Source organism: Anaerotruncus sp. DFI.9.16, from assembly GCF_024461615.1.
Lineage (GTDB): Bacteria > Bacillota > Clostridia > Oscillospirales > Ruminococcaceae > Anaerotruncus > Anaerotruncus massiliensis.
In genome coordinates, this window is record NZ_JANFZX010000034.1 from 1 (window position 1) to 23,682 (window position 23,682).

20 protein-coding genes and 1 pseudogene are annotated in these 23,682 nt (G+C 64.4%); 10 read left to right on the forward strand and 11 right to left on the reverse strand.

The genetic code is table 11. From position 1 onward, the window contains the following. The 4 genes and pseudogenes from NE609_RS11860 to NE609_RS11875 form a co-directional block, all read left to right on the forward strand. A pseudogene (locus tag NE609_RS11860) lies at positions 1–496 on the forward strand (hypothetical protein); the annotation flags it as partial. A 117-nt stretch (positions 497–613) separates the two neighbouring features. Further along, complete coding sequence (locus NE609_RS11865; RefSeq protein WP_256152612.1) at positions 614–1,288, forward strand: response regulator transcription factor; 675 nt, start codon at positions 614–616, stop codon at positions 1,286–1,288. Next, positions 1,272–2,831: a cell wall metabolism sensor histidine kinase WalK gene (locus tag NE609_RS11870; protein ID WP_256152613.1), complete on the forward strand. Its 1,560-nt coding sequence runs from the start codon at positions 1,272–1,274 to the stop codon at positions 2,829–2,831. Before NE609_RS11865 ends, NE609_RS11870 begins: the two co-directional genes overlap by 17 nt. Positions 2,832–3,034: 203 nt before the next feature. Continuing rightward, on the forward strand, positions 3,035–4,975 hold the full coding sequence (locus NE609_RS11875) for a sensor domain-containing diguanylate cyclase (protein WP_256152614.1): 1,941 nt from the start codon (positions 3,035–3,037) through the stop codon (positions 4,973–4,975). 76 nt (positions 4,976–5,051) lie between these two features. On the opposite strand, the gene NE609_RS11880 is transcribed toward NE609_RS11875, so the two are convergent. Then, positions 5,052–8,135: an efflux RND transporter permease subunit gene (locus tag NE609_RS11880; protein WP_256152615.1), complete on the reverse strand. Its 3,084-nt coding sequence runs from the start codon at positions 8,133–8,135 to the stop codon at positions 5,052–5,054. A gap of 6 nt (positions 8,136–8,141) precedes the next feature. Continuing rightward, positions 8,142–9,755 (reverse strand): efflux RND transporter periplasmic adaptor subunit, encoded by a 1,614-nt coding sequence (locus NE609_RS11885; RefSeq protein ID WP_256152616.1) that lies wholly within the window; start codon positions 9,753–9,755, stop codon positions 8,142–8,144. Positions 9,756–10,106: 351 nt separating this feature from the next. On the opposite strand from NE609_RS11885, the gene NE609_RS11890 reads away from it, so the two are divergent. Continuing rightward, a complete protein-coding gene (locus NE609_RS11890; RefSeq protein WP_256152617.1) occupies positions 10,107–12,614 on the forward strand; it encodes a transporter substrate-binding domain-containing protein in 2,508 nt (835 codons plus the stop codon). A gap of 121 nt (positions 12,615–12,735) precedes the next feature. Here NE609_RS11890 and NE609_RS11895 read toward each other — a convergent pair whose 3' ends face one another. The 5 genes from NE609_RS11895 to NE609_RS11915 form a co-directional block, all read right to left on the reverse strand. Then, entirely contained in the window at positions 12,736–13,554 is an 819-nt protein-coding gene (locus NE609_RS11895) for a hypothetical protein (protein ID WP_256152618.1), read from the reverse strand. Between the two features lie 153 nt (positions 13,555–13,707). Beyond that, a complete protein-coding gene (locus NE609_RS11900; RefSeq protein ID WP_256152619.1) occupies positions 13,708–15,249 on the reverse strand; it encodes a recombinase family protein in 1,542 nt (513 codons plus the stop codon). Further along, positions 15,246–15,416, reverse strand: a complete 171-nt coding sequence (locus NE609_RS11905; protein ID WP_158595736.1) for a hypothetical protein — start codon at positions 15,414–15,416, stop codon at positions 15,246–15,248. Before NE609_RS11905 ends, NE609_RS11900 begins: the two co-directional genes overlap by 4 nt. 116 nt (positions 15,417–15,532) lie before the next feature. Beyond that, a complete protein-coding gene (locus NE609_RS11910) occupies positions 15,533–15,913 on the reverse strand; it encodes a metal-dependent transcriptional regulator (RefSeq protein ID WP_121587729.1) in 381 nt (126 codons plus the stop codon). A gap of 319 nt (positions 15,914–16,232) precedes the next feature. Next, on the reverse strand, positions 16,233–16,607 hold the full coding sequence (locus tag NE609_RS11915) for a metal-dependent transcriptional regulator (RefSeq protein WP_121587728.1): 375 nt from the start codon (positions 16,605–16,607) through the stop codon (positions 16,233–16,235). 250 nt (positions 16,608–16,857) lie between these two features. Here NE609_RS11915 and NE609_RS11920 point away from each other — a divergent pair, with 250 nt between their 5' ends. From NE609_RS11920 to NE609_RS11935, 4 genes are all read left to right on the forward strand, one after another. Beyond that, positions 16,858–17,067 (forward strand): FeoA family protein, encoded by a 210-nt coding sequence (locus NE609_RS11920; RefSeq protein ID WP_121587727.1) that lies wholly within the window; start codon positions 16,858–16,860, stop codon positions 17,065–17,067. A gap of 11 nt (positions 17,068–17,078) precedes the next feature. After that, positions 17,079–17,300 carry a FeoA family protein gene (locus NE609_RS11925; RefSeq protein ID WP_121587726.1) on the forward strand — a complete coding sequence of 74 codons (222 nt, stop codon included), beginning with the start codon at positions 17,079–17,081 and terminating at the stop codon, positions 17,298–17,300. A 107-nt stretch (positions 17,301–17,407) separates the two neighbouring features. After that, entirely contained in the window at positions 17,408–19,567 is a 2,160-nt protein-coding gene (feoB, locus tag NE609_RS11930; protein WP_256152620.1) for a ferrous iron transport protein B, read from the forward strand. Positions 19,568–19,646: 79 nt separating this feature from the next. Further along, positions 19,647–19,814, forward strand: a complete 168-nt coding sequence (locus tag NE609_RS11935; protein WP_256152621.1) for a FeoB-associated Cys-rich membrane protein — start codon at positions 19,647–19,649, stop codon at positions 19,812–19,814. A 91-nt stretch (positions 19,815–19,905) separates the two neighbouring features. Here NE609_RS11935 and NE609_RS11940 read toward each other — a convergent pair whose 3' ends face one another. Beyond that, positions 19,906–20,472, reverse strand: coding sequence for a DUF3795 domain-containing protein (locus NE609_RS11940; RefSeq protein ID WP_256152622.1), 567 nt, complete (start codon positions 20,470–20,472; stop codon positions 19,906–19,908). 175 nt (positions 20,473–20,647) lie between these two features. Here NE609_RS11940 and NE609_RS11945 point away from each other — a divergent pair, with 175 nt between their 5' ends. Beyond that, positions 20,648–20,833 (forward strand): hypothetical protein, encoded by a 186-nt coding sequence (locus NE609_RS11945; protein ID WP_256152623.1) that lies wholly within the window; start codon positions 20,648–20,650, stop codon positions 20,831–20,833. Between the two features lie 159 nt (positions 20,834–20,992). On the opposite strand, the gene NE609_RS11950 is transcribed toward NE609_RS11945, so the two are convergent. The 3 genes from NE609_RS11950 to NE609_RS11960 are packed head-to-tail and all read right to left on the reverse strand — an operon-like array spanning position 20,993 to position 23,493. After that, on the reverse strand, positions 20,993–22,843 hold the full coding sequence (locus NE609_RS11950; RefSeq protein ID WP_256152624.1) for a heavy metal translocating P-type ATPase: 1,851 nt from the start codon (positions 22,841–22,843) through the stop codon (positions 20,993–20,995). A 44-nt stretch (positions 22,844–22,887) separates the two neighbouring features. Beyond that, positions 22,888–23,106, reverse strand: a complete 219-nt coding sequence (locus NE609_RS11955) for a cation transporter (RefSeq protein ID WP_101552568.1) — start codon at positions 23,104–23,106, stop codon at positions 22,888–22,890. Positions 23,107–23,130: 24 nt separating this feature from the next. After that, positions 23,131–23,493, reverse strand: a complete 363-nt coding sequence (locus NE609_RS11960) for a metalloregulator ArsR/SmtB family transcription factor (RefSeq protein WP_207726213.1) — start codon at positions 23,491–23,493, stop codon at positions 23,131–23,133. Between the last annotated feature and the right edge of the window lie 189 nt (positions 23,494–23,682).

Here is a 23,682-nt window from a genome sequence, read left to right on the forward strand (position 1 = left end):
GTCCACGCCCACCGTCAAAAACGCCAGCGCCATTGAAGCCGCCTACGCGACAGGCGCGATGGGATACCTGTTCATCCCGCTGACCCTCATGGGGCTCTTCGCCGCGCGTTCCCACCGGCTGACCGCCCGGCTGGGGGAGGGGCGGGCCCTTTCGGGGCTCTTCCTGCTCGGCGCGCTCTCCTGCGGGCTGCTCGCGGTAACCGGAAGCCCCGTGCTTTCGGTGGCGGGCATCCTTGCGCTGCGGCTGTCCGCGTCGGTCTTCGCGCCCATCGGCATGGAGGTCCAAAACCGGCAGGTGCGTTCCTGCGGGCGGGCCACGATGCTGTCGGTCTACTCGAGCGTGATGAACCTGGTCGCGGTGGGCACCGGCCTGATCTTCGGCAGGCTCGCCGAGGAGGGCGTCGGGCGGGCGATGGCGGCGGGCGCGGGATTCTGCCTGGCTGGCCTTTTGCTTTACACCCTGTGGCGGCGCTTGCCGGAAGGGACGGCCGGTTAGCCCGCCGCAATTTTCCGATTCGTCAAACTTTACACACAGGAACGTCACAATAGCGCCGCATACTGGAAGGGTGGAAAGACGCGGGCCTTTCAAAATGAACGTTGGGACGGTGCCGGAATGGATAGTAAAATATTGATCGCGGAGGACGAAGCGAAGATCCGACAGCTCGTGGCGAGCTACCTCGTGCGGGAGGGCTTCAAGGTGGTGGAGGCCGCCGACGGCCAGCAGGCGGTGGAGAAGTTCGAGGACAACGATGACGTCGTGCTGGTCATGCTCGACGTGATGATGCCCCGCAAGGACGGGTACGACGCCTGCCGGGAGATCCGCAGCAAGTCGGACGTGCCGATTTTGATGCTGACCGCGCGCGACAGCGAGCGGGACGAGGTGACGGGGTTCCACATGGGGGCGGACGAATACATCGCCAAGCCCTTTTCGCCCACCATTCTCGTGACGCGGGTGAAGAACCTTTTAAAGCGCACGAAAGCCAACGACATGAGCGACGCGGAGGTGGGCGGGCTCAAAATCCTCTACCGCGAGCGCACAGTGCTGGTGGACGGGCAAAAGATCATCACCACCCCCAAGGAGTTCGACCTGCTCTACTACCTCGTGAAAAACCAGGGGATCGTGCTCACCCGCGACCAGATCATCTGCACGGTGTGGGACATGGACTACAACGGGGACGACCGCACGGTCGACACCCACATCAAATGCCTGCGCGCCAAGCTGGGGAAATACGCCTCCTGCATCACCACCGTAAGGAAAGTGGGATACAAATTTGAGTGGACGGATTAAAAGCGGCATCCGCAAGGAGCTTTTCGGGGTCATCTTCTTCATCCTCGTGGTGCATGTGGTGGTCCTGCTCTTCATGGGCTCCACCCTGTTCGAGCGGTTCTACCAGAGCAACAAGGTCAGCGAGCTGGAGCAGAGCGCGCGGGCGATCCGCGCCGCCTACCAGGAGAACAGCGGGGAAATCTACGACGCGATCGGGAAGCTGGAAAACGGCAACGCGATCGTGAGCCTGTTTGAGATCGGCGGGGACGGGCGGGTTCAGATGCGCTACCACTCCCGCACCGGACGGGAGGAGATGCGCCCGTGGGGCGACCGGGAAAACGCCCCCAAGCCGCGGGGGGAGGACGCCGACCGGTTCCAGGAGAAGATGCTCGCGCGGCTGCGGGACTCGGACGAGAGCTTCGACGTGCGGCTGGAGGAGTCCTTCAACCCGTGGGAAGACGACGGGATGCTCACCCTCTCCACCCGGCTGGACGACAACCTCTACCTCTATATCCAGACCCCTCGCGGGTACCTCAAATCCTTCGCCGACCTCGCGGTCAAGTACACCGCGCTGATGTCAATCGCGATCCTGCTGGTGGGCGCGGTGATCATCTATTTCGTGGTCGGGCGGATCACGCGGCCGATCCAGGGAATCCAGCGGGCGGCGGACAAGATCTCGCGGCTCGACTTCTCCGAGCGGTGCGAGGCGAAGGGCCACGACGAGATCGCGATGCTCGCCGGGAGCGTCAACCAGATGTCGGACGACCTGCAGGCGGCGGTGAGCCGACTGGTGGAGGCCAATGAGGTGCTCCAGAACGACCTCGTGCGCCAGCAGCAGACCGACCGCCTGCGCCAGCAGTTCGTGGCGAACGTCTCCCACGATTTCAAGACGCCGCTCACCCTCATGATCAGCTACGCCGAGGCGCTCGCGGAGGAGGAGACCGACCCGCGGCGGAAGGAGTCGTGCGAGATCATCATCGCGGAGAGCAACCGGCTCTCGCTGATGGTGGGAAAGCTGCTCGAGCTCTCCCGGCTGGAGAGCGGCGTGGAAAAGGCGCAGCTCTCGATCTTCTGCCTGAGCGAGGTGCTCGACAGCGCCGTGCGCAGCCACCGCATCCTCACCGAGCGCAAACGCCTCACGGTGAAGAAGGAGCTCGAGGAGGAGTTCATCGTCTCCGCCGACTATTCGATGATCGGGCAGGCGGTGAACAACCTCTTTGAAAACGCGGTCAAATATTCCCCGGAGGAGGGCGTCATCCGGCTGTGCGTACAGGACGGCGGGGCGGGCCTCTGCCGCGTGTCGGTGGAGAACCAGAGCCCGCCCATCGCCCCGGACGACCTCGGCAGCCTCTTCGACAGCTTCTACCGCGCCGACAAGTCCCGGTCCCGCGAGGTGCAGGGCTACGGCCTCGGGCTCGCGATCGTCAAGGTCGTCATGGAGGCCCACGGGATGGACTACGGGGTCGAAAACATCGAGGACGGGGTCCGGTTCTGGTTCCGCCTGCCGCTCGCGGAGATCGGCGAGGAGGCGGATCCGGAGGAGGACGGTGACGGAGATTGCTGAAATGCTGGAAAATAATGGGCTGTGACCGCAAAAGACAGGAAAAGACAGGAAAAACGGCGCGGCGGGTATCCGCCCGCCGTTTTTTTGCATGTTTGCGGGCGTGCGGGATGCGGGAAGCATTGATTTGTGACCGCAAAGGGATTACAATATCCATAGCGGATGCGCCTTCCGGCGCGGACGCTTGGAAAGAGAGGCGCCCGCCAATGAAAAAGAACATCCTCATGCGGACCAACCTGCTGGTCTGCCTGATCATCATCGTTGGGTTCCTGCTGACGGCGGTGCTCAGCTACCGCGCGAACTACAGCGCGTCGCTGCAGAATATCGAGGAGGTCTCCTCGCTGACCTCGGAGGGCATCTACTACCAGATGGCCACCACCTTCACCAAGCCGGTCAACGTGTCGCTGACGATGGCCAACGACAGCCTGCTGCGGGAATACCTCTCCGGCGAGGGGGAGCGCCTGGACGACCCCTCCTACATCGGCACCCTGAGCGAATACCTCGGCGCCTACCAGCGGAAATACGACTACGACGCGGTCTTCCTGATCTCCACGCGCACCGGCCGCTACTACAATTTCAACGGCCTCGACCGGGTGCTGGACCCCGGCGATCCGGAGAACGTCTGGTATTACGAGCTGCTGCAAAGCCCCGAGGACTACGCCATGAACGTGGACAACGACGAGGTGGAGGGCGCGGAAAACCGGATCACCGTGTTCGTCAACTGCAAGATCCACGACGAGAGCGGAGAGGTGATCGGCGTCGTGGGCGTGGGGATGCGGATCACCAGCCTGCAGGCGGTGCTGCAGGGCTACGAGGACAAGTTCGGCGTCGGCGCCTTCCTGGTCGACGGGAACGGCACGATCGAGATCTCCCCCCGATACACCGGCTACGAGGCGGTCAACCTCTTCGACGTCACCCACTACAGCGACCGGGTCCGGCGGGAGATCCTCACCTGGAAGGAGGAGGGCATGGCGCGCAGCTTCTGGATCACCGGCGGCTCGGGGCTCCAGAAGACCGACTACGTGGTCGCGCGCTACCTGCCCGAACTGGAGTGGCACCTGGTGGTGAACCAGGACACCGCCACGCTGGTGGAGGCCCTCAACCGCCAGCTCGTTTTGACCATGCTGGTAATCTGCGTGATCATCGCGGTGATTCTCTGGGTCATCACCCACGTGATCCGCACCTTCAACCGCCAGATCGTCGAGCTGACCCGGTCGGTCGAGCAGGAGCGGCGTACGGTGTTCGAAAAAGCCACCGGTCAGCTCTTTGAAGACATTTACGAGCTGGACATCACCCACAACCGGCCCGCCAACCACGCCACCGAGCAGTATTTTGAAAGCCTCGGCGCCCCGCACGGGACCCCCTACGACAAGGCGCTGCAGATCGTCGCGAAAAAGCAGGTCAAGGAGGAGTTCCGGCAGGGGTATCTTGACACCTTCCTGCCCGAAAACGTGCTGCGGGCCTTCCAGCAGGGCCGCGAGGCCCTGCGGTATGAGCTCATGATCAGCAGGGACGGCGGGGAGTACTACTGGATGCGGATCACCGCGCGGCTTGTCCCGCTGGAGGGGGACGGCAGCCTGCGCATGCTGGTATACCGGCAGAACATCGACGCGGAAAAGAAGCAGGAGGAACGGATGCGCCTGCTCGCCCAGACCGACGAGATGACCGGGCTGTTCACCAAGGCGGCGACCCAGCGGCGGATCGAGGACTGCCTGCGGGAGAACCCGGGCCGCCTGTACGCCTTCTTCATCTTCGACATCGACAACTTCAAGCGTGCCAATGACAGCTACGGCCACGCCTTCGGGGACGGGGTCATCCGGGAATTCACGCGCATTCTGCGCGGGCACTTCCGCGCGGACGACCTGCTCGGGCGCATCGGAGGCGACGAGTTCGCGGCCTTCGTGGCCGCGCCGGACGAGACGTGGGCGGCCGAGAAGGCGGCGGAGCTTTCCGCCGCGCTCGACCGGGCCTACGGCGCGGAGGAGAAGAACTGGCACCTCTCCGCCAGCATCGGCGTCTCCTTCGCCCCCCGGCAGGGGGACGGCTTCGACGGCCTCTACCGGGCCGCGGACGCCGCTCTCTACAAGTCCAAGGAGCGGGGCAAGAACGGCTACACAATCTCGGACGGCGCGTGCGGGAGGGACTGATCCAAAAGCGGAGGAATACGCAAAGGGGCCGCCCGGCAGACGCCGGGCGGCCCCTTTTATAGGAGGGGATTACCGATCAGAGAAATTCTTCGGGGACCGGGTCGCCGGAGACCTGGGGCTGCTCCCGGAGGTTCCGGCGGAAGAGGGATTTCCTGCCCGTCCGGCGGCCCTTTTTGCGGCGGTCCTCGCCGTCCGCCAGCAGGTAGACGGTCGGGATCAGGACGAGGGTGATCAGGGTCGAGAAGGTGAGCCCGCCGATGACGACGACCGACATCGACTGCATCATCTCGACGTTGCCGCCGATGCCGACTGCGGTCGGCACGAGGCCGAGCACGGTGGTCAGGGTGGTCATCAGAATGGGGCGCAGGCGGGTGGGGGCCGCGAAGATCAGGGCGTCCCGCGCGCCCAGCCCCTGCTCGCGCCGCAGGATGTTGGTGTAGTCGATCAGCACGATCGCGTTGTTGACGACGATGCCGACGAGCATGATGAGGCCGATGAGGCTGGTCATCGAGATGGTCATGCCGGTGAGCAGCAGCGCCAGGAACGCGCCGGTCATCGAGAAGGGCACCGAGAGCATGACCACGAGGGAGAAGCGCATCGATTCAAACTGCATGGCCATGACCACGAAGACGAGGAAGACCGCGATTGCCAGCGCATTGTAGATTTTGCCGAACTCCTCGTTCATCGTCTGCATGTTGCCGCCCGCCGCGATGCTCACGCCGTCGGGCAGGTCCATCTGCCCGACGCGGGCCATGATCTGGTTGGAGAGCTGGGTGGCGGAGACGCCCGCCGCGGTCTGCCCGGTGACGGACACCTGGTATTCGCCGTCCTGCCGCTGGATCTGCGAGGGGGCGTTGTTGAAGACGACGGAGGCGACGTCGGTGATCGGCACCTGCCCGCCGCTGCGGGTGGGGATCATGAGGCCGGAGAGGTCGCTGACGTCCTTGAACCGGCCCTCGGGATACATGACCTTGACGGTGTATTCCTGGTCGCTGGTCTGCAGGTCGGCGGCGTCGATGCCGGAGATCATGTTCTTCGCGGTGGAGAGGATGGAGGCGGGGGTCGTGCCGATCGCGGCGGCCTGGACCGGGTCGACGATGATCTCGGCGCGCGGGCTGCCGTCGCTGAGGCTGGTGGAGGCCGAGTCGATGCCGTCGAACCCGGCGACGACCGTCTTGATCTCATCCGCGACCTCCCGCAGCGTATCCAGGTTGGAGCCGGTCAGATTGATCTGTACGCCCCGGCTGCCGAAGGACATCGAGCTCTGCTCCTCGACCTCGACCGCCGCGTTGTCGATGCCGGAGGTCTCCTTGCGCATGAGGGTGATGAAGTCGTCGGTGGAGATGCCACGGTCGTCCTTGAGGTAGACGGTGAGGCTGGCGGACCCGCCGTTGCCCCGCATCGAATAGCTTTCGACGTCCTCCTGGGCCGCCACAATCTCCTCCACCTCGGTCATGATGGCGTCGGTGGCGTCGATGTCGAGGCCGGTCTTGGTGGTGACGGAGATGCTGATCGAGCCCTCGTCGCTCGACGGCATCAGCTCCATGTCGATCCGGGTGAACATGACGAAGGTGCCCGCCAGCAGCACGACCGCGATGATGATGACGGTGAGCTTGTGGTTCAGGGCGGTGGTCAGCAGCCGCTTGTAGGCTCTTTCCAGGCCGTGCAGCCGCCGGTTGACCCAGGAGTCCTTCTTCTCCCGCGGCCGCATCCGCGCGAAGAGGAGCGGCACCATCGTCAGCGCCGAGATCAGCGAGGCGGTCAGGGAGAAGACGATCGTGAAGCCGACCTCCTTGAAGAGCTGGCCGGACATGCCGTTCATCAGGGAGATGGGCAGGAAGACGACGATCGTCGTGACGGTGGAGGCGATGATCGCGGAGTTCACGAGGTTCGCGCCCTCGACCGCCACCTGGTCGTAGCTCTTGATGCCGTCCTGCTCCTTGAAGCAGGAGTCGAGCACAACGATCGAGTTGTCGACCATCATGCCGATGCCCACGACGAGGCCGCCGAGCGACATGATGTTGATGGTCATGCCGAAGGCCGCCATGAGCACGAGCGCCGCGAAGACGGAGAGCGGCATCGAAATCGCCACGATGAAGGCGGCACGCCAGTCGCCGAGGAAGGCCACCAGCACGAGCATGGCCAGCGCGAGGCCGAGGACGAGGGACTGGACGACGTTCATGATGTTCTCATAGATCGTTTCGCCCGAGTTGCCAGTGATGGTGATGGCCAGCCCCAGTCCCTGCCGGTTGAGGTCGTCCACCACGCTCACGACCTGGTTGCACACGTCGATCGTGTTGGCGGACTGGTTTTTGGAGACGGAGAGGGAGATGTTGTCCATGCCGTTGTAGCGGCTGATGGAGGACATGCTCTGCTCGGCCATCGTGACGTTGGCCACGTCGGAGACGTGGATGATGTCCCCCGAGGCCAGGGAGATGGGGATCGTTTCGAGGCTCTCATAGGTGTCGTAGTTCATGCCGCCCTGGAGCGTCAGGCTGACCTCGCCGCGGTTGATCTCGCCCACGGTGGTGGTGAAATCGGCGCTGGCGATGGCGCTGGAGATGTCGGTCATCGAAAGGCCGTACTGCTCCATCTCCTCCTCCCGGAGCTCCACCTGGATGTATTCGCGGGTGCCGCCGCGCATGCTCACCTCCGAGACGCCGGAGATCCACTCGATTTCGGGCACGACGGTGTCCTCGATGTAGGAGTAGATGTTGTCCCCGGTCGCGGGGGTGGTGATCGACAGGTCCATGACGGAGGAGGAGTCCATGCTCATCTCCATGATGGTCGGGTCGTCCGCCGAGTCGGGCAGGCGCACCCGCTGGAGAGCCTCATTGATCTCGTCGTACTTTTCGTCCATGTCGGTGTTGTAGTCGAACTCCAGCGTGGTCATGGAGGAGCCCTCCGACGAGCGCGAGGTCATGCTCTCCACGTCGCTGACGGTGGAGAGCGCCGATTCGATCACGTCGGTGATCAATTCGTCGACCTCCTCCGGCGACGCGCCCGAATAGCCGGTGCGGACCATGAAGATGGGCATCGACATCTCGGGCGTGGATTCCATCTCCATGCCGAAGATCGAGGAGACGCCGAAGACCAGCAGGCAGAGCACGCACATGAGCACCGATACCGGCCGTTTGACGGCTAATTTTGGAAGTGTCATCAGCGGTTAATCCTCCTGTACGGCCGTCCCTGCGGCGGATTCCTGTTCGGCGGTGTCCGCCGCGCCTTCATCGGCGGCTTCCGCGGGGATGTCCGCGGGGGCCCGCGCGGGGGCGGCGCCCGCTTCGGGGTCGGCCTGCCCCTCGGCAAGCTGCACCTTGGCGCCGTCCTTGAGGTCGGGGTGCCAGGTGGTGATGATCCGGCTGCTTTCGTCGAGGCCGGAGAGGGCGACGACCGTCTCGCTGTTGGACATGCCCGTTTCAAAGTCGGTGCGATGGGCCTGACCGTCCGCGTATGTAAAGACGTATGCCTGCCCATCCTCGTAGTAGACGCTGTCGATCGGGACGAGCAGGGCGTTCTCCGCCTTTTGGGTGGCGGCGGAGACCTTGACGGTCACGCCCGAGAGCAGCGCGCCGCCGTCGTCCTGGATCTGGGCCTCGATGGGGAAGAGGCCGGTGCCTTCGTCCGCCTTGGAGTCGATCGAGGTAATGATGGCGGTATAGTCGTTCCCGCTCTTCCGGACGGTGACCTCGTCGCCGATCGAAAGCGCGGTCGCCGCGTCCGCCGTGGCGTTGAAGGTGACCGACATCTGGTTCTTGTTGGAGATCGTGAAGGCCGCGGTCTGGGTCGACGCGTTCTCATGCTCGTTCACCGAGCTCGCCTCGATCACCCCGTCGATGGGGGAATAGACCTTGTACTTCTCCAGCTTTTTGGCGCTCTGCTCGAGGGAGAGCTGGGCGGATTTGAGGGAGTTGTCGACGCTCGCCTTGGTGTCCTCGAGCGAGGCCCCCTTCGCGAGGTTATACTTTTCGAGCGCCGCCTCGTAGTTGGTCTGCGCGTTCTTGTAGCTGTTGCGCAGGCTGCGCAGGGTGCTGTCGTCGTCGTTTTCCAGGTCGTTGACGGTGCTGCGCGCCACGCTGTAGGCGCTTTCCGCCTTGGAGACCGCAGACACGAGATCCTGATAGGTTTCGCTCGACTTGTCGCCGGGGTTCGCCTCCGCGTAGGCGTCGAGCTCCGCCTCGGCCGCACGCATCGCGGTCTCCGCCTTGTCCATCGCCTTCTGCGCGGAGATGAGGGAGTCCTCGCTGTCGTCGTTGTAGTCGCGCAGCTCGATGCGCGCGTTGTTCAGCGACTGCTGGGCGCTCTTGAGGCTGGATTCCAGCGAGAGCAGGTTGGATTCGTAGCTGCTGCCGAGGGTGGTGTCGGCGGAGATGACCTTGGAGTCGTAGCTCGCCTGCGCGATCTCATAGTCGAGCTGCGCGTCGCTGTCGTCCATCTCGAAGAGCAGGTCGCCCGCCTTGACGGTGTCGCCCGCCGTAAAGTGGACCGCCGTCACCTTGCCGGCGACCTCGGGGTAGACGTTGACGCTTTCGCCCGGCTCGATCCTGCCGATGAATTCGGTGCTGCGGGTGAGACTCCCAATGGCGGGGGTGGTGAGCTTGACGCTGATGACGCTCTCGCTCATCTCGATTTCGCCGAGGTTGCCCCCCATGCCGCCCGGGCCGCCACCGCCGCCGGGGCCCCTGCCCGCGGCCAGCACGACGGTGGAGACCGCGACCGCGCCCAGCGCGATGACGATGGCGGCCGACGCGACATTCTTTTTACTCAGGATATGTTTCATGCTTCCCACTCCTATCTCCGGCCGGGGCCGGCGCTGATTTGACAGAGTCAGCCGTTCTTTCCGGCTTTTACCGCCTCATCATATGTCGGGAATGTGTTGGACAGGGCAAAAATCTGTGAATACGATGTGAATGATGAAAAACTTCCCGCAAAGTTCTACGGAATTTTTCAGGCCTGTACGCTCCCGTCAAAAGAGGAAATTTCAGCGGCCTTTTTCTGGCAAAATAGGCAAAAAATCGTTTATTCTTCAGGATTCCTTGCCCCGGTGCCGGAAATCCGGTATAATAGGTCATATATAATCTTTGCCGCCAAAAAGGCGGCTTGTTCTGCGACCGGGGAGTGAGCCCGAAAAATGGAATCGAGTGATCGTATGCTGAAAAAATGGATCGGCCTTCTGCTGGCCGCGGCGCTGCTCGCCGGCGGCTGGTCGCTTCCTGCCGCGGCCGCCGGGCAGGAAGACCGCGTCGTGCGGGTCGCCTATCCCGTCCAGGCCGGGCTGACCGACTTTGACGAGTTTGGGAATTACAGCGGCTATACCTATGAATACCTGGAGGAGATCGCGCAGTATACCGGCTGGGACTATGAGTTCGTGCAGGCGCCGGGCTCGATGGACGACAGCCTGACCACCCTGATGGGGATGCTGCAGGAGGGCGAGATCGACCTGATGGGCGCGATGCTCTACACCGAGCAGATGGGGGAGACGTTCGACTACGCCAGCCACAATTACGGCGTTGTTGAAACGGTGCTGCAGGTGCCCTACGACGACGTGCAGGAGGTCGTCATCAACTCCCAGGTGCAGCAGACCATCCGGGTGGCGGTGGCGGAGGCGTCAAAGGGCGGCCGGATGCAGCGGGAGCTTGAGGACTACTGCGCGATGAACCTGGTCACGCCCGTGTACGTTTACCGCGACACCATCGAGGAGCAGCTCGAGGCGGTCCGGGAGGACAGCGCGGACGCGCTGCTCAATACGAGCCTGAATTACCTTGAGGGGTCGCGCGTCGTCGCGCGGTTTGCCCCCAAGCCGTTCTATTTCATCACCACCAAGGGGAAAAACGCGGAGATGATGGAGGAGCTCAACTCCGCCATCATGAGCATTGAGCAAACCGACCCCACCTTCTCCAACCGGCTTTACGAGAAGTACTTTACCACCACAGGCGCGGACCTCCGGCTGACCGACGCGGAGGCGGCGTACATCGACGGGGCGGGGGCCCTGCGGGTGGGGGTGCTGACCGAGCAGCCGCCGCTGCAATACCTGAATGAACGGACGGGGGAGCTCGACGGCATCTCGGTCGACCTGCTGAGGCTGATTTCGGATAAGACGGGCCTCGCGTTCGAGATGGTGCCCGTCGATTCCCCCGAGGAGCTCTACAGCCTTGCCGAGCAGGGCGGGATCGACCTCGCGGCGGGCATCCCCTACGACTACGACCTCGCGCGGGAGCGGCACCTATCGATGACGCGGCCCTACATCTCCTCCCAATACCTGCTGATGATGAAGGAGGGGAGCAGCGAGGAGACGATCAAGGGCAAGCGGCTGGCCCTGACGACCGCGAGCCCTTACCGCGGGGAGACGGTCGGGCAGGTCGTACGCTACACCAAGGTGGCCGACTGCATCCGCGCGGTGGAATCCGGCGAGGCGGACTACACCTATGTGGACGCCTATATGGCGCAGTATTTTATCAACCAGCCGCAGTTCCGCGACCTCAAGCTGATCCCCCAGACCTACGAGCCGCGCAGGCTCTGCTACGGGGTGGTCAAACCCGCGCCGCAGGAGCTGCTTTCGATCCTCAACAAGGCGATTATGACGCTGTCCAGCGCGGAGATCCAAGGGGTCATCAACCAGAACACCATCCAAAAGCAGCCCTTCTCCTTCCGGGCGGTTCTGATGGCCAACCCGGTGGAATCCGTGGCGGCCATCGTCGTCGTCTCGCTGGCGGTCATCGCGGTCCTGTTGCTTTCCCTGCGTCGGCGTGTCCGGGCCAGCCGGGAGGCGGCTCTGGAGCTGAAAAAGCATTTCCGTGTCTACGCGCTGGTGAACGAATACTTCTTTGAATACAGCTACCGCAACAATACGATGTTCGTCTCAGACCCGTCCAAGGACGGCGGCGAGCCCGATCTCCTCCGCTACGATTACTCCGTGCGCCCCGAAAGCGCGCGGGAGGCGCAGCGGCGGAAGGCATTCCTCGAGGTGGTCCGCTCGCGGGAGGACGGCGTCCACGAGCTCTACATCGAATGCATCGACGGTATGTCCCACTGGCTGCGCATCGCGCTGGAGACGGTCTACGACGGCGACGAGCCCGCCTATGCCCTCGGAAGGATCAATGTGATCGACGAGGAGCGGCAGGAGAAGGACCAGTTGATGGAGCGGGCCCAGCTCGACAGCCTGACCCACGTCTTCAATTCCGAGGCGTGCCAGACCCACGTGCGCGCGAGCCTTTCCCGTATGCGGGAGGGGGAGAGGGGGGCGCTGCTGCTCATCGACATCGACTACTTCAAGCAGATCAACGACACCTACGGGCACATGCAGGGGGATGAGGCGCTCGGGCAGATAGCCGCGCTGCTGCGCTCGAGCTTCCGTGCGGACGACATCGTCGGGCGCCCGGGCGGGGACGAATTCCTTGTCTACCTGCCGCGGATCAAAAACCGCGAATTCCTCTACAACAAGTGCGCCGCGCTCTGTTCCCGGGCGCGCAGCCTGCCGTTGGCGGAGGGCGGAAGGATCACGATCAGCGTGGGCGCGGCGCTTTCCCGCGCGGGAGACAACTACGCCGTGCTCTACCAGGCGGCGGACGAGGCGCTCTACGACGCGAAGAAAGCGGGGCGCGACCAGTTTGCCGTCGCGGTCCGGGAGGAGCGCGCGTGATCCCGATAGAGCTGCAAGAAAAACCGGACCGGCGGCAGCCGGTCCGGTTTTTTATCAGCATGATCAAAGGGCCGCCGGCGGTTTGCCGGCGGCCCTCATCCGCGACAGGAGACGACCTGCGTCAGAGTCCGTAGCTCTGGAAGATATGCTCGTATTTTTGCAGCGTGCGTTCGCCCACGGCGTCGACCGCCGCGAAATCCATGGCGCCCGTATAGTAGCCCTCGAGCTGGTCGTGCAGGGCCTTGGCCTCGGCCAGCAGGCGGGCGGCCTGCTCGAGCATCTGCGCGGAGGCCTTTCTGTTGAAGGTGATGCGCTTTCTGTGGGCGCGGATCTGTTCGGCGTCGGTGAACCGCCTGGACCGCACGATCTTATAGGGTTCGATGTCGGGCAGGTGGTTGTCGTTGGCGGTCATGAAGCCGAGCCGGAGAGCGGGGATGAAGAGGTGCTCGATCTTCTCAAACGGGGAGAGTGGGCAGTAACAGGTGATGACGTCCCAGCCGGCCTCGAGCGCCTGGCTGCGGAGGGCGGAGAGGAAGAGGCGGGAGGCGGCGCCATAGACGTCGTCGACGAGGTAGATGCGGTCGCAGAGCGCCTTGGCGGTGCCGTCGAAGAGGACGGGGCCCTTGTTGGTGACGCAGGAGAGGAAGCGCACCGATTCGCGGCCCTGGCCCCCGGGTCCGCCTTTGAACTCGCTGAGCGCGATGCGCCGGGCCGCCTTGACCACCTTGCTGACCGAGGTGCCCTCGAGCGCGATGCGGTAGGTGTCGGAGAGCAGGCTTCCCGCCGCGCCGAGGAAGCGGCAGCAGTGCTCGTGGCAGCGGCTGATCTTTGCCGCAAGCGCCATGATCGCCTCGCGCGACTCGAAGAGCGCGTGCTCGTCCCAGCAGGAGGACAGGTCGACGACCTGCTCGAACGCGCCCGGATATTTGGGTTCGATCACATGGGCGGGTGTCGCGGAATCGAATACCGCGCGCCTTTCGTTTCGGGTGGGGCCAGGAGTCGCACACCGCATGCGCCTGGGAGAACGGGGCCCCCGCTATGACGAAAAAAGCCGCGACACGAATTCGACGACTCAACCGGCCTGGCCCAACGTTCAGAGCAGCCAACGGATCGACACCTCCTGCGTGCCGTCCGTCCGCCGTTCGCCGACCGTGACGGCGTCGACCAGCAGGACGAGCAGCTCGCGCGGCATGGGATCGAGCCTCAGCAGCGCTTCCGCGCGCTTTGCCAGAAGGCCGGGTGGCTCCGGGGGAGCCTCCCGCATCCGGGCCTCCAGCGCGTCCAGCCGGGCCTGGAGCGCCTGCCGCTCCTCCCGGAAGCGCGCGCTCATCCCGGCGAACTCCTCCCGCCCGATGAGGCCGTCCGCCCGGTCGAGGCAAAGGGTTTCGAGCGCCCTTGAACGCCGGGCGATCTGGTTTTGCAATTCCAGCGCCTCCGCCCGCTCACGGCGGAGGCGGGCTTCCGCTTCACCGGGAGGCAGCAGCCGTTCGGGGCTGGGGAGCCGGTAGCGGGCGCGTACCAGCGCGCGGACGCGTTCCTCCACGACGCCGGTCAGCGCGTCGAGGCGGACGGAATGGCGGGTGCAGTTCGGATGCGGCCGCGAGGAGGCGTAGCGCCCGCATTGCAGGTAGGAGCGCCGCACCCCCTTGTAGAGCTGCGACACCTTGACGAGCGGCCCGCCGCAATCGGCGCACCGCGCGATGCCGGCAAGCGGGTGGGGCTCGCCCGTCCCGCCGGAACGGGTGCGGCGGTCAAGCAGCGCCTGCGCCGCGTCGAAGGACGCCCGGTCGACAATGGCCTCGTGGGTCCCCTCCACGCGGCACCACGCCTCCTTCGGGACCCCGGCGCACGCCTTGGATTTGTAGCTCACCCGGCGTTTGGTTCCCTGCACCATCGTGCCGGTGTAGAGCTCGCTGCGCAGAATCCGCCCCACCGTTGTGCGGTTCCAGCCGTCGGCGCCGGCCTCGCCGCGGGTCCAGCCGCGGGCGCGCTTGTAGGCGGAGGGGCTGGGGATCCCCCGTTCGTTGAGCAGGGCGGCGATCTTCTGCTTGCCGAACCCCTCCAGGCAGAGGGAGAAGATGCTCCGGACCACCTCCGCCGCCTCCGGTTCGACCACGAGATGGTTGTGGTCGGCGGGGTCCTTCCGGTAGCCGTAGGCGGGGATGCTGCCGATGTATTTGCCCGCGCTGCGCTTTTGCGCGAACACCGCGCGGATGTTCTCCGACAGGTCCTCAAGATACCACTCGTTGATGAGCCCGTTGATCTGGCGGGCCTTTTTGTTGCCCTTGAGGTCGGTGTCGACGTGGTCCACCACCGCCACGAACCGGACGCCCCACAGCGGGAACAGCCCGTGGAGGTATTTTTCCACGAGCTCCATGTCGCGCGTGAAACGGGACTGCGTCTTGCAGAGGACGATCTGGAACTCCCGGCGCTCTGCCGCGGCGAGCATGGCGTTCCAGCCGGGGCGGTCCCGGTCGGCGCCCGAATAGTCCTCGTCGCAGTAGACCGCGCCGACCTCCCAGCCCTGGCTGGCGGCGTAGTCGGCCAGCATCGCCTTCTGGTTCTGGATGCTCTCGCTCTCCCGGATTTTTTCCGCGTCCTCCCGGCTGAGCCGGCAGTAGATCGCGCAGGTCATGTCTCCGCGCCTCCCGCGTCCTCCCGCCCGGCGGGCGGCGCGGGCGATTCCCCGCGGCGCAGGGCGCGGGCGAGATACTGGTCGACCGCTTCTTGGAGGGCGTCCGTCCGGGCCTTTTCGGACGCGGAACGGAAGGTCTCGGTGACGAAAAACACGGCGGGTTTCATAGGCTTCACCTCATCACAGCCTATGAGGCGGACAACGCTCCCTATGCCGCCGGCGGATACGAAAACGGGGCCGGCGCGTCCGCGCCGGCCCCGCCGTTCCGAATGACACGATGCGGCTATGACTCCTCCGCGAAGGACGGTTCGAGCACACGGCGGATCAGCTGCTCCCGGCTTTCCGCGGTGAAGGTGCAGAGCGCCGAGACGGCGTCCCGCCGCGCGCAGCCGGGCGGCACGCCCAGGCGCTGCAAAAAGAACGCATAGAGCAGGGTGTACTCGGTGAAGATGCGGTTGGACTCCCGCACGCCCTCGGGAGTGAGCTGCACGGCGCCATAGTGCTCCTTGCGGATCATCCCCTCCCCGGCCAGCCGCTTGAGGCATTTGACGACGCTGGCCCGGCTGACCTTGAGGGCGTTCGCGATGTCGACCGACCGCACGGCGCCGCCGTCGGAGAGCTCGTAGACCGCGAGCAGGTAACGGATAGACGCGGGGGAGAGCATGACATACCACTCCTTTGCAGATGCTTTGGCCGGAAAGGAGGAAGCGCACAGCCGCGGTCTGCCGCGGCTGTGCGCTGTGGACGGGGAACACCGGCTTCCCGGGCAAGAAAGCGGGAGGCCGCACGGGCCGGACGCACCGTCCGGCTTCGGTTTGCAAAAGCTAACCGAAGGGGAAAAGAAAAGGCGGCAAAATCCGCGTTCCGATGATTAGTTTCAGCTAACTTACGTTTATCTTATCACGCCGCGAGACGGTTTGTCAAGGGCCTGAAATGAAAAACCTGGAGGCGGCGCCCGCCGTCCCCGGACGGAGGAAGGCGGGTCATTTTCCCGCGTGCCGCCGGATATGCTCCCGGAGCTTATCGAAGGTTTCCTCGCTGATGTCGTGCTCCATCCGGCAGGCGTCCGCCGCGGCGGTTTCGGGGGAGACGCCCAGCGCGGTCAGCCAGTCGGTCAGGCAGTTGTGGCGCTCGTAGATGCGCTCGGCGATTTCGCGGCCCGCGTCGGTCAGCTCGATCCAGCCCTCTTTATCCATTGTGATATAGCCGTTCTCGCGGAAGAGGCTCATGGCGCGGCTCACGCTCGGCTTGGTGAAGTTCATGTGGCGCGCCACGTCGATCGAACGGACCGCGCCCGCCTCCTTTTTCAGCACCAGGATCGCTTCCAGATAATTTTCCGCGGACTCTTGAATACGCATGGTAATCTCCCTCGCTGTTGTTAGCCTCAGAAAACAAATTCGTGGGAACTTCACAAATTCGTTTCCGCTCATCTGCGCTTATTCTAACACAGTTCCTTTTTTCGCGCAAGGCGGGAAAATTTTTGCGACAAAGGATTGACAAAACAGGTTAGCAATGGTAAACTATGCCCGTAAAAGGTTAGCGATGTCTAACCGTATGCCGGGCGGGCGCTGCCCGCACAGCGATACCAGAGAGGGGAGAACAGTGGAGATGCCGTTAACGATGGCGCGGACAGGCGAAAAAACGACCGTCAGGGGGATCCACGGGAAGGAAGAGACCCGGCGCTTTCTGGAGAGCCTCGGCTTTGTGGAGGGCGGGAAGGTCACGATCGTTTCGGAGATGGGCGGCAACCTGATCGTCAATGTGAAAGACACCCGGATCGCCCTGAGCAAGACGATGGCAAGCAAAATCATGGTTTGAGGAGGATCGGTATGAAGACACTCAAAGAGGTCCAATGCGGCGAAACGGTGACCGTCGCCAAGCTGGGCGGCGAAGGCGCGCTCAAGCGGCGGATCATGGACATGGGCATCACCAAGGGCACACCCGTCTATGTGCGCAAGGTGGCCCCGCTGGGCGACCCGGTGGAGATCACCATCCGCGGATATGAGCTCTCCATCCGCAGGAACGAGGCGGAAAACATCCTCGTCGAATAGGCGGCGGGACCGGCGGCGGAGCCGCGTTTTTTCGGCGGATGAGTTAGCTTCAGCTAATATGTGCAACGTCAGTCAGCGGGGAATCCCGCAGAGGGGGGTAAACGGAAATGGCAATCAAGCTTGCGCTCGCAGGCAATCCGAACTGCGGCAAGACAACGATGTTCAACGACCTGACCGGTTCGAGCCAATACGTGGGGAACTGGCCGGGCGTCACGGTCGAAAAGAAAGAGGGAAAGCTCCGGGGGCATCAGGACGTCATCGTGACCGACCTTCCCGGCATCTACTCGCTTTCTCCCTATACGCTCGAGGAGGTCGTCACCCGGGACTACATCATGAACGAGCATCCCGATGTGGTCATCAACCTCGTGGACGCCTCGAACATCGAGCGCAACCTCTACCTGACCACCCAGGTGACCGAGATGGGCATCCCGGTGATCATCGCGCTGAACATGATCGACATCGTCAAAAAGAACGGCGACCGGATCGACACCCACAAGCTGGCGGCGGCGCTCGGCTGCGAGGTGATCGAGACTTCGGCGGTCAAGGGAACCGGCTCGAAAGAGGCGGCCGACCGCGCGGTGCGGATGGCGAGGGCGGGGATCAAGACCCGTCCGCAGCACACCTTTTCGGGGCCCGTGGAGGACGCGCTGGCACAGATCCGGGAGCTGGCCGCGGACCTCGTCCCGGCGGAGAACGCCCGGTGGTACAGCATCAAGCTGTTCGAGCGGGACGCGAGGGTGCTTGAACGGCTCCAGCTCCCCGCGGACGTCAAGGCGGAGCTCGAGATGATCGTCTCCGACTGCGAGAAGCAGTTCGACGACGACAGCGAGAGCATCATCACCAACGAGCGGTACCAGTACATCTCCAGGCTGATGAAAAGCTGCGTGCAGAAAAAGAACGCCGGCATGACCACCTCGGACAGGATCGACAAGGTGGTCACCAACCGCTGGCTGGCCCTGCCGATCTTCGCGGCGGTCATGTTCGTCGTCTACTATGTGTCCGTCTCCTGGCTCGGCACGCTCGTGACCGACTGGACCAACGACACCCTCTTCGCGGAAACGGTCCAGCCCCTCGCCGGCAGCTGGCTCGAGGCGGCCGGCGCCGCCGAATGGCTCACCGGCCTCGTGGTCGACGGCATCATCGGCGGCGTGGGCGCGGTGCTCGGCTTCGTCCCGCAGATGTTCATCCTCTTCTTCTTCCTCTCCATCCTTGAAGACTGCGGGTATATGGCGCGCGTGGCCTTCATCATGGACCGGATCTTCCGCAAATTCGGACTTTCGGGCAAGTCGTTCATCCCGATGCTGATCTCCTCCGGCTGCGGCGTGCCGGGGATCATGGCGACCCGCACGATCGAAAATGAGAAGGACCGCCGCATGACGATCATGACGACCACCTTCATCCCCTGCGGCGCGAAGCTGCCGATCATCGCGCTGATCGCGGGCGCGGTCTTCCCGGAGATCGCCTGGATGGCCCCGGCGACCTACTTCTTCGGCATCTTCATGGTCATCCTATCGGGCGTCATCCTCAAAAAGACGAGGATGTTCGCGGGAGACCCCGCCCCCTTCGTCATGGAGCTTCCGCAGTACCACTTCCCGGCGCCAAAGGGCGTGCTGATTCACATGTGGGAGCGCGGCAAGGCGTTCATCATCAAGGCCGGCACCGTCATCTTCGTGGCGTGCGGCGTGATCTGGTTCCTCCAGAACTTCGGCTTTACGGCCGGAGGCTTCGGCATGGTGGACGATGAGAACGCGAGCATGCTCGCGGCGATTGGCGGCGTGATCGCTCCGATCTTCGCCCCGCTGGGCTTCGGCAACTGGCAGGCGGCCGTGGCGAGCGTCTCCGGACTGGTGGCGAAGGAGAACGTCGTCGGCACCTTCGGCGTGCTGTTCGGGCTTGGAGAGGTGGGCGAGGACGACCCGGCGCTGCTGGCGTCCCTGCCAACCCTCTTTGCGACGAGCGCGAGCGCCCTGGCCTTCATGGTCTTCAACCTGACCTGCGCCCCCTGCTTCGCGGCGATCGGCGCGATCCGCAGGGAAATGATGAGCGCGAAATGGACCTGGTTTGCGATCGGTTACATGACCGGTATGGCATACATCATGGCCTTCATCATCAACCAGCTCGGCGGTGCGTTCTTCTACGGCGTGCCGTTCGGGGCCGGGCAGGTGCTCGCGCTCTGCTGCGTGGCCGCCCTGCTCTACCTGCTCTTCCGCAGTTGCAACCCCGATAGGAAGATGCGCAAGCCCGCGACGGTCGGCGCGGGCGCCTGACAGCTCAAACGCCTCCGCCCTCTCCCGCCGCGCGGGAGGGCGGAGGACCTCCCCGGCGCGGCGGAAAGCGAGGATCTCTATGGTTACCTGGGTGATTTTGGGCGTGATCCTGCTGGCGGCCTTCTGCGCGGTGCGGTACGCGGTGCGCAAGGCCAAAAACGGCGAGTGCGTCGGCTGCTCCGGCTGCAAGGGCCGTTCCGGCTGCCACTGCGGACACACGGCGCCGTCCGGCCCGGACGGGCGCTGAAGCGGTGAATACAAAACGCCTCTCACATCATACACATCGCCTCCAAAGACAGCCGCCCGGACGCGTTCGCGGCCGGGCGGCTGTCTTTGGTCTATTTCCGCCGGGGCTTTTTATGCAGCTTCAGTTCGATCCCGCCTTCCGACGCGGCCTGCCGAAAGAGGCCCGCGGCCAGCTCGGCCCGGGCCTTCAGGTCCCCCGGGTCGCCGGGGGACGCCTCCTCCGCCGCGAGCCGCTCCATGACGCGGCGGACCTCGGAAAGCGGCAGGAGGTTCACGGCGACGCAGAAGAGGGTCTTGCGCCGTCCGTCGTTATAGCGCGCCAGCAGCTCCCGCAGGATGGCGGTCTTTTCGTCGAGCTCCGCGCGGAAGGCGGCCAGGCCCTCCGCCTTCAGCCTGTCCAGGTCCCGGCGGGCGTTCCGGGAGGGCAGAAGCTGGTCGTAGAGGGGCGGCTCGAGGTAGCGCTCGCAGGGGTAGGCGGGACAGTCACAGCAGAATTCGGGCCCGCCGTGCTCCCGGCCGCACCGGATGACCGCGCAGGGCTGGTGGCCGTCCCCGCCGCCGCAGCCGGGACAGCCGTTCTCCATATGGTGGATGGGGCAGAGGCCGCAGAAGAGGCCGCAGAGGGAAAAAGAGGGATACTGCCGCTGATAATCCTTCATCCGGATACCTCGCGAGTTTCGGGTGTCGGGCGTACGGTGTCAGTTTACCGCGCCCGCCGGCCGATGTCAAATTGATTATATTGGGAACGCCCGCGTGGGGGGAGGTACCATCAGCAATCGAAGTCTTGACGTCGTGCAGGATGACCCCGTCGAGCGAGTCCGCATCGGAGGAGCAGTGGATCAGCTCGATCTGTTCGCAGCGGCCCTCGGCGGCCGCGGCGACGCGCTTCATCAGCGTGGATTTCCCCGTCCCGGGGCCGCCCTTTATGACGAATTCACGCCACCCGCCCGCAGGGTCGGCGAGCTGGTCAAAACGCGAAACGAACCCCTGCGGCGTGTTCGCTCCGAGGAAAAAGTGTAAGGGTTCCGCGGTATGATTCATAAAAAATCCTCCTAAAACGATGATTACTTCATGGTATTCGTTTTTGGGGGATTTGGTTCATTCCCATGCGGCGCGTGAAAGGGCCCGGCGCGGTTTTTTGAAACCGCGCCGGGCCCTTTTGAATCAGGAGGGGGAAGCTCAGAGGTTTTTGACGTTCAGTGCGCGGGTGGCGTTGAGGATGGCGATCACCGAAACGCCCACGTCGGCGAAGACGGCCTCCCACATATTGGCGTCGCCGAGCGCGCCGAGCAGGAGCACAAGCGCCTTGACGGCGAGCGCGAAGACGATGTTCTGTCGTACGATGGCAAGCGTCCTGCGGGAGATTTTGATCGCCGCAGCGAGCTTGGAGGGGCGGTCGTCCATGATGACCACGTCGGCGGCCTCGATGGCCGCGTCGGAACCGAGCCCGCCCATCGCGATGCCGATGTCGGCGCGGGAGAGGACGGGCGCGTCGTTGATGCCGTCGCCCACGAAGGCGAGCACCCCGCGCGGGGATTTTTCCGCGAGCAGCCGCTCCATCCGGTCGACCTTGTCGGCCGGGAGCAGGCCCGCGTGGTATTCGTCGAGGCCGAGCTCCTTCGCCACCTGGGCGGCGACCGGCTCGGCGTCCCCGGTGAGCATCACCGTTTTGCGCACGCCCGCCTCGCGCAGGGCGGAGACCGCCTCGCGGGCGTCCTCCTTGATCTCGTCGGAGATCACGATGTGCCCCGCGTACTCCCCGTCCACCGCGACGTGGACGGTCGTGCCGGACAGGTGGCAGTCGTGCCACACGGCGCCCGCCTCGTCCATCAGCTTCCCGTTGCCGGCGCACACCTTTCGTCCGTCGACCGTGGCCTTCACGCCCCGGCCGGAGACCTCCTCCACGCCGGAGACGCGGGTTTCGTCGGGCTCCTTCCCGTAGGCGGCCCGCAGCGAAAGGGCGATCGGGTGGCTTGAATAGCTCTCGGCGAGCGCCGCCAGCTCGAGCAGCCGGTCCTCGGAGATCTCGTCGGGATGCACCGCCGTGACCCGGAAGGACCCCTTGGTGAGGGTGCCGGTCTTGTCGAAGACGACCGTTTCGGTCCCGGCGAGCGCCTCGAGGTAGTTGCTGCCCTTGACGAGGATGCCGTATTTGGACGCCCCGCCGATGCCGCCGAAAAAGGAGAGCGGCACCGAGATGACGAGCGCGCAGGGACAGGAGATGACCAGGAAGATGAGCGCGCGGTGGATCCACATCGAGAAGGAACCGCCCGTGACGAGCGGCGGGACGACCGCGAGCAGGGCCGCGCCGAGGACGACGGCGGGGGTGTACCAGCGGGCGAAGCGGGTGATGAAGTTTTCCGCCTTCGCCTTTTTGCTGCTTGCGTTCTCGACGAGGTCGAGAATTTTGGCCACGGTCGATTCTCCGTAGACGCGGGAGACGCGGACGGTGAGCAGGCCGCTCAGATTGATGCAGCCGCTGATGACCGCGTCGCCGGGCGCTGCGTCGCGGGGGAGGGATTCGCCGGTGAGCGCGGCGGTGTCCAGCGTGGAGCTGCCCTCGGCGATCACGCCGTCGAGCGGCACCCGTTCGCCCGGCTTCACGACGATCAGGTCGTCGACGGCGACCTCCTCGGGGTCGACCCGGACGAGCTCGCCCTCCCGGCGGACGTTGGCGTAGTCGGGGCGGATGTCCATCAGGGCGGAGATCGACTGACGCGAACGCCCGACCGCGTAGCTCTGGAAGAGCTCGCCCACCTGGTAGAAGAGCATGACGGCGACCCCTTCGGGATATTCGCCCACGCAGAAGGCGCCCACCGTGGCGACCGCCATCAGGAAGTTCTCGTCGAACACCTGACCGTGCGCGATGTTGCGCAGGGCGCGCAGCAGCACGTCGCCGCCGATGACGAAATAGGGCACGAGGAAGAGGGCGAGCCGGAAGACGCCCCCGAGAGGGATGAGGAGCGCGGCGGCGAAGGCGGCCGCGCCGATGATCAGACGGACCAGGGTCCGTCTTTGTTTTTTGGACATGGCGCGGACCTCCAAAAAAAGATTTGGGAAGGCGGAGAGAGGACTCAGACGAGCACGGTGCAGTCGGGCTCGACCTTCCTGCAGACGCGCACCGCTTCCTTGAGCACCTCGTCGAAACGCGCGTCGTCCGCCTCGAGCGTGAGGCGCTGGGTCATGAAGCTCACCGTTGCGCTCTGGACGCCGTCGAGCTTGTTGATCGCGTTTTCCATTTTGGCGGCGCAGTTGGCGCAGTCGAGGTCGCGCAGGCGAAAAGTCTTTTTCATGGGTGGTTCCTCCGTTCAGTCGATTTATTCGGCGACGTGCTCCATGCCCTGCCCCAGGATGGTGCGGACATGCCCGTCTGCCAGGGAATAGAATACGGTTTTGCCGTCGCGGCGGTATTTGACCAGCTTGGACTGCTTGAGCACCCGCAGCTGGTGGGAGATCGCCGACTGGTTCATATTGAGAAGCTGTGCGATATCGCACACGCACATCTCCGACTCAAAGAGCACGTAGAGGATCTTGATGCGGGTGGAGTCGCCGAACACCTTGAAGAGCTCGGCGAGGTCGTAGAGGATCTCCTCGTCGGGCATCTGCGCGTTGACGGCGTTTACGATGTCCTCATGCGCGTGGATGTAGTCGCAGCGTTCCATGCCGTCCTTGTCTATCATTCGAATCACCTTTCATATGAGCTATTGTTCATATGTTTATTATATCCCATCGCCGCCAAATGTCAATAGGGCGCGATCCTTTTTTTGCGAGGCCGCCGGCCGGCGCGCGCCGGGGGCGGAAAACCGGGCGGCGCAGCCGCCTGCGCGCGAAGGGCGCGTCCTTCGCGCGGGCGCCCGCAGGGCGCCGTT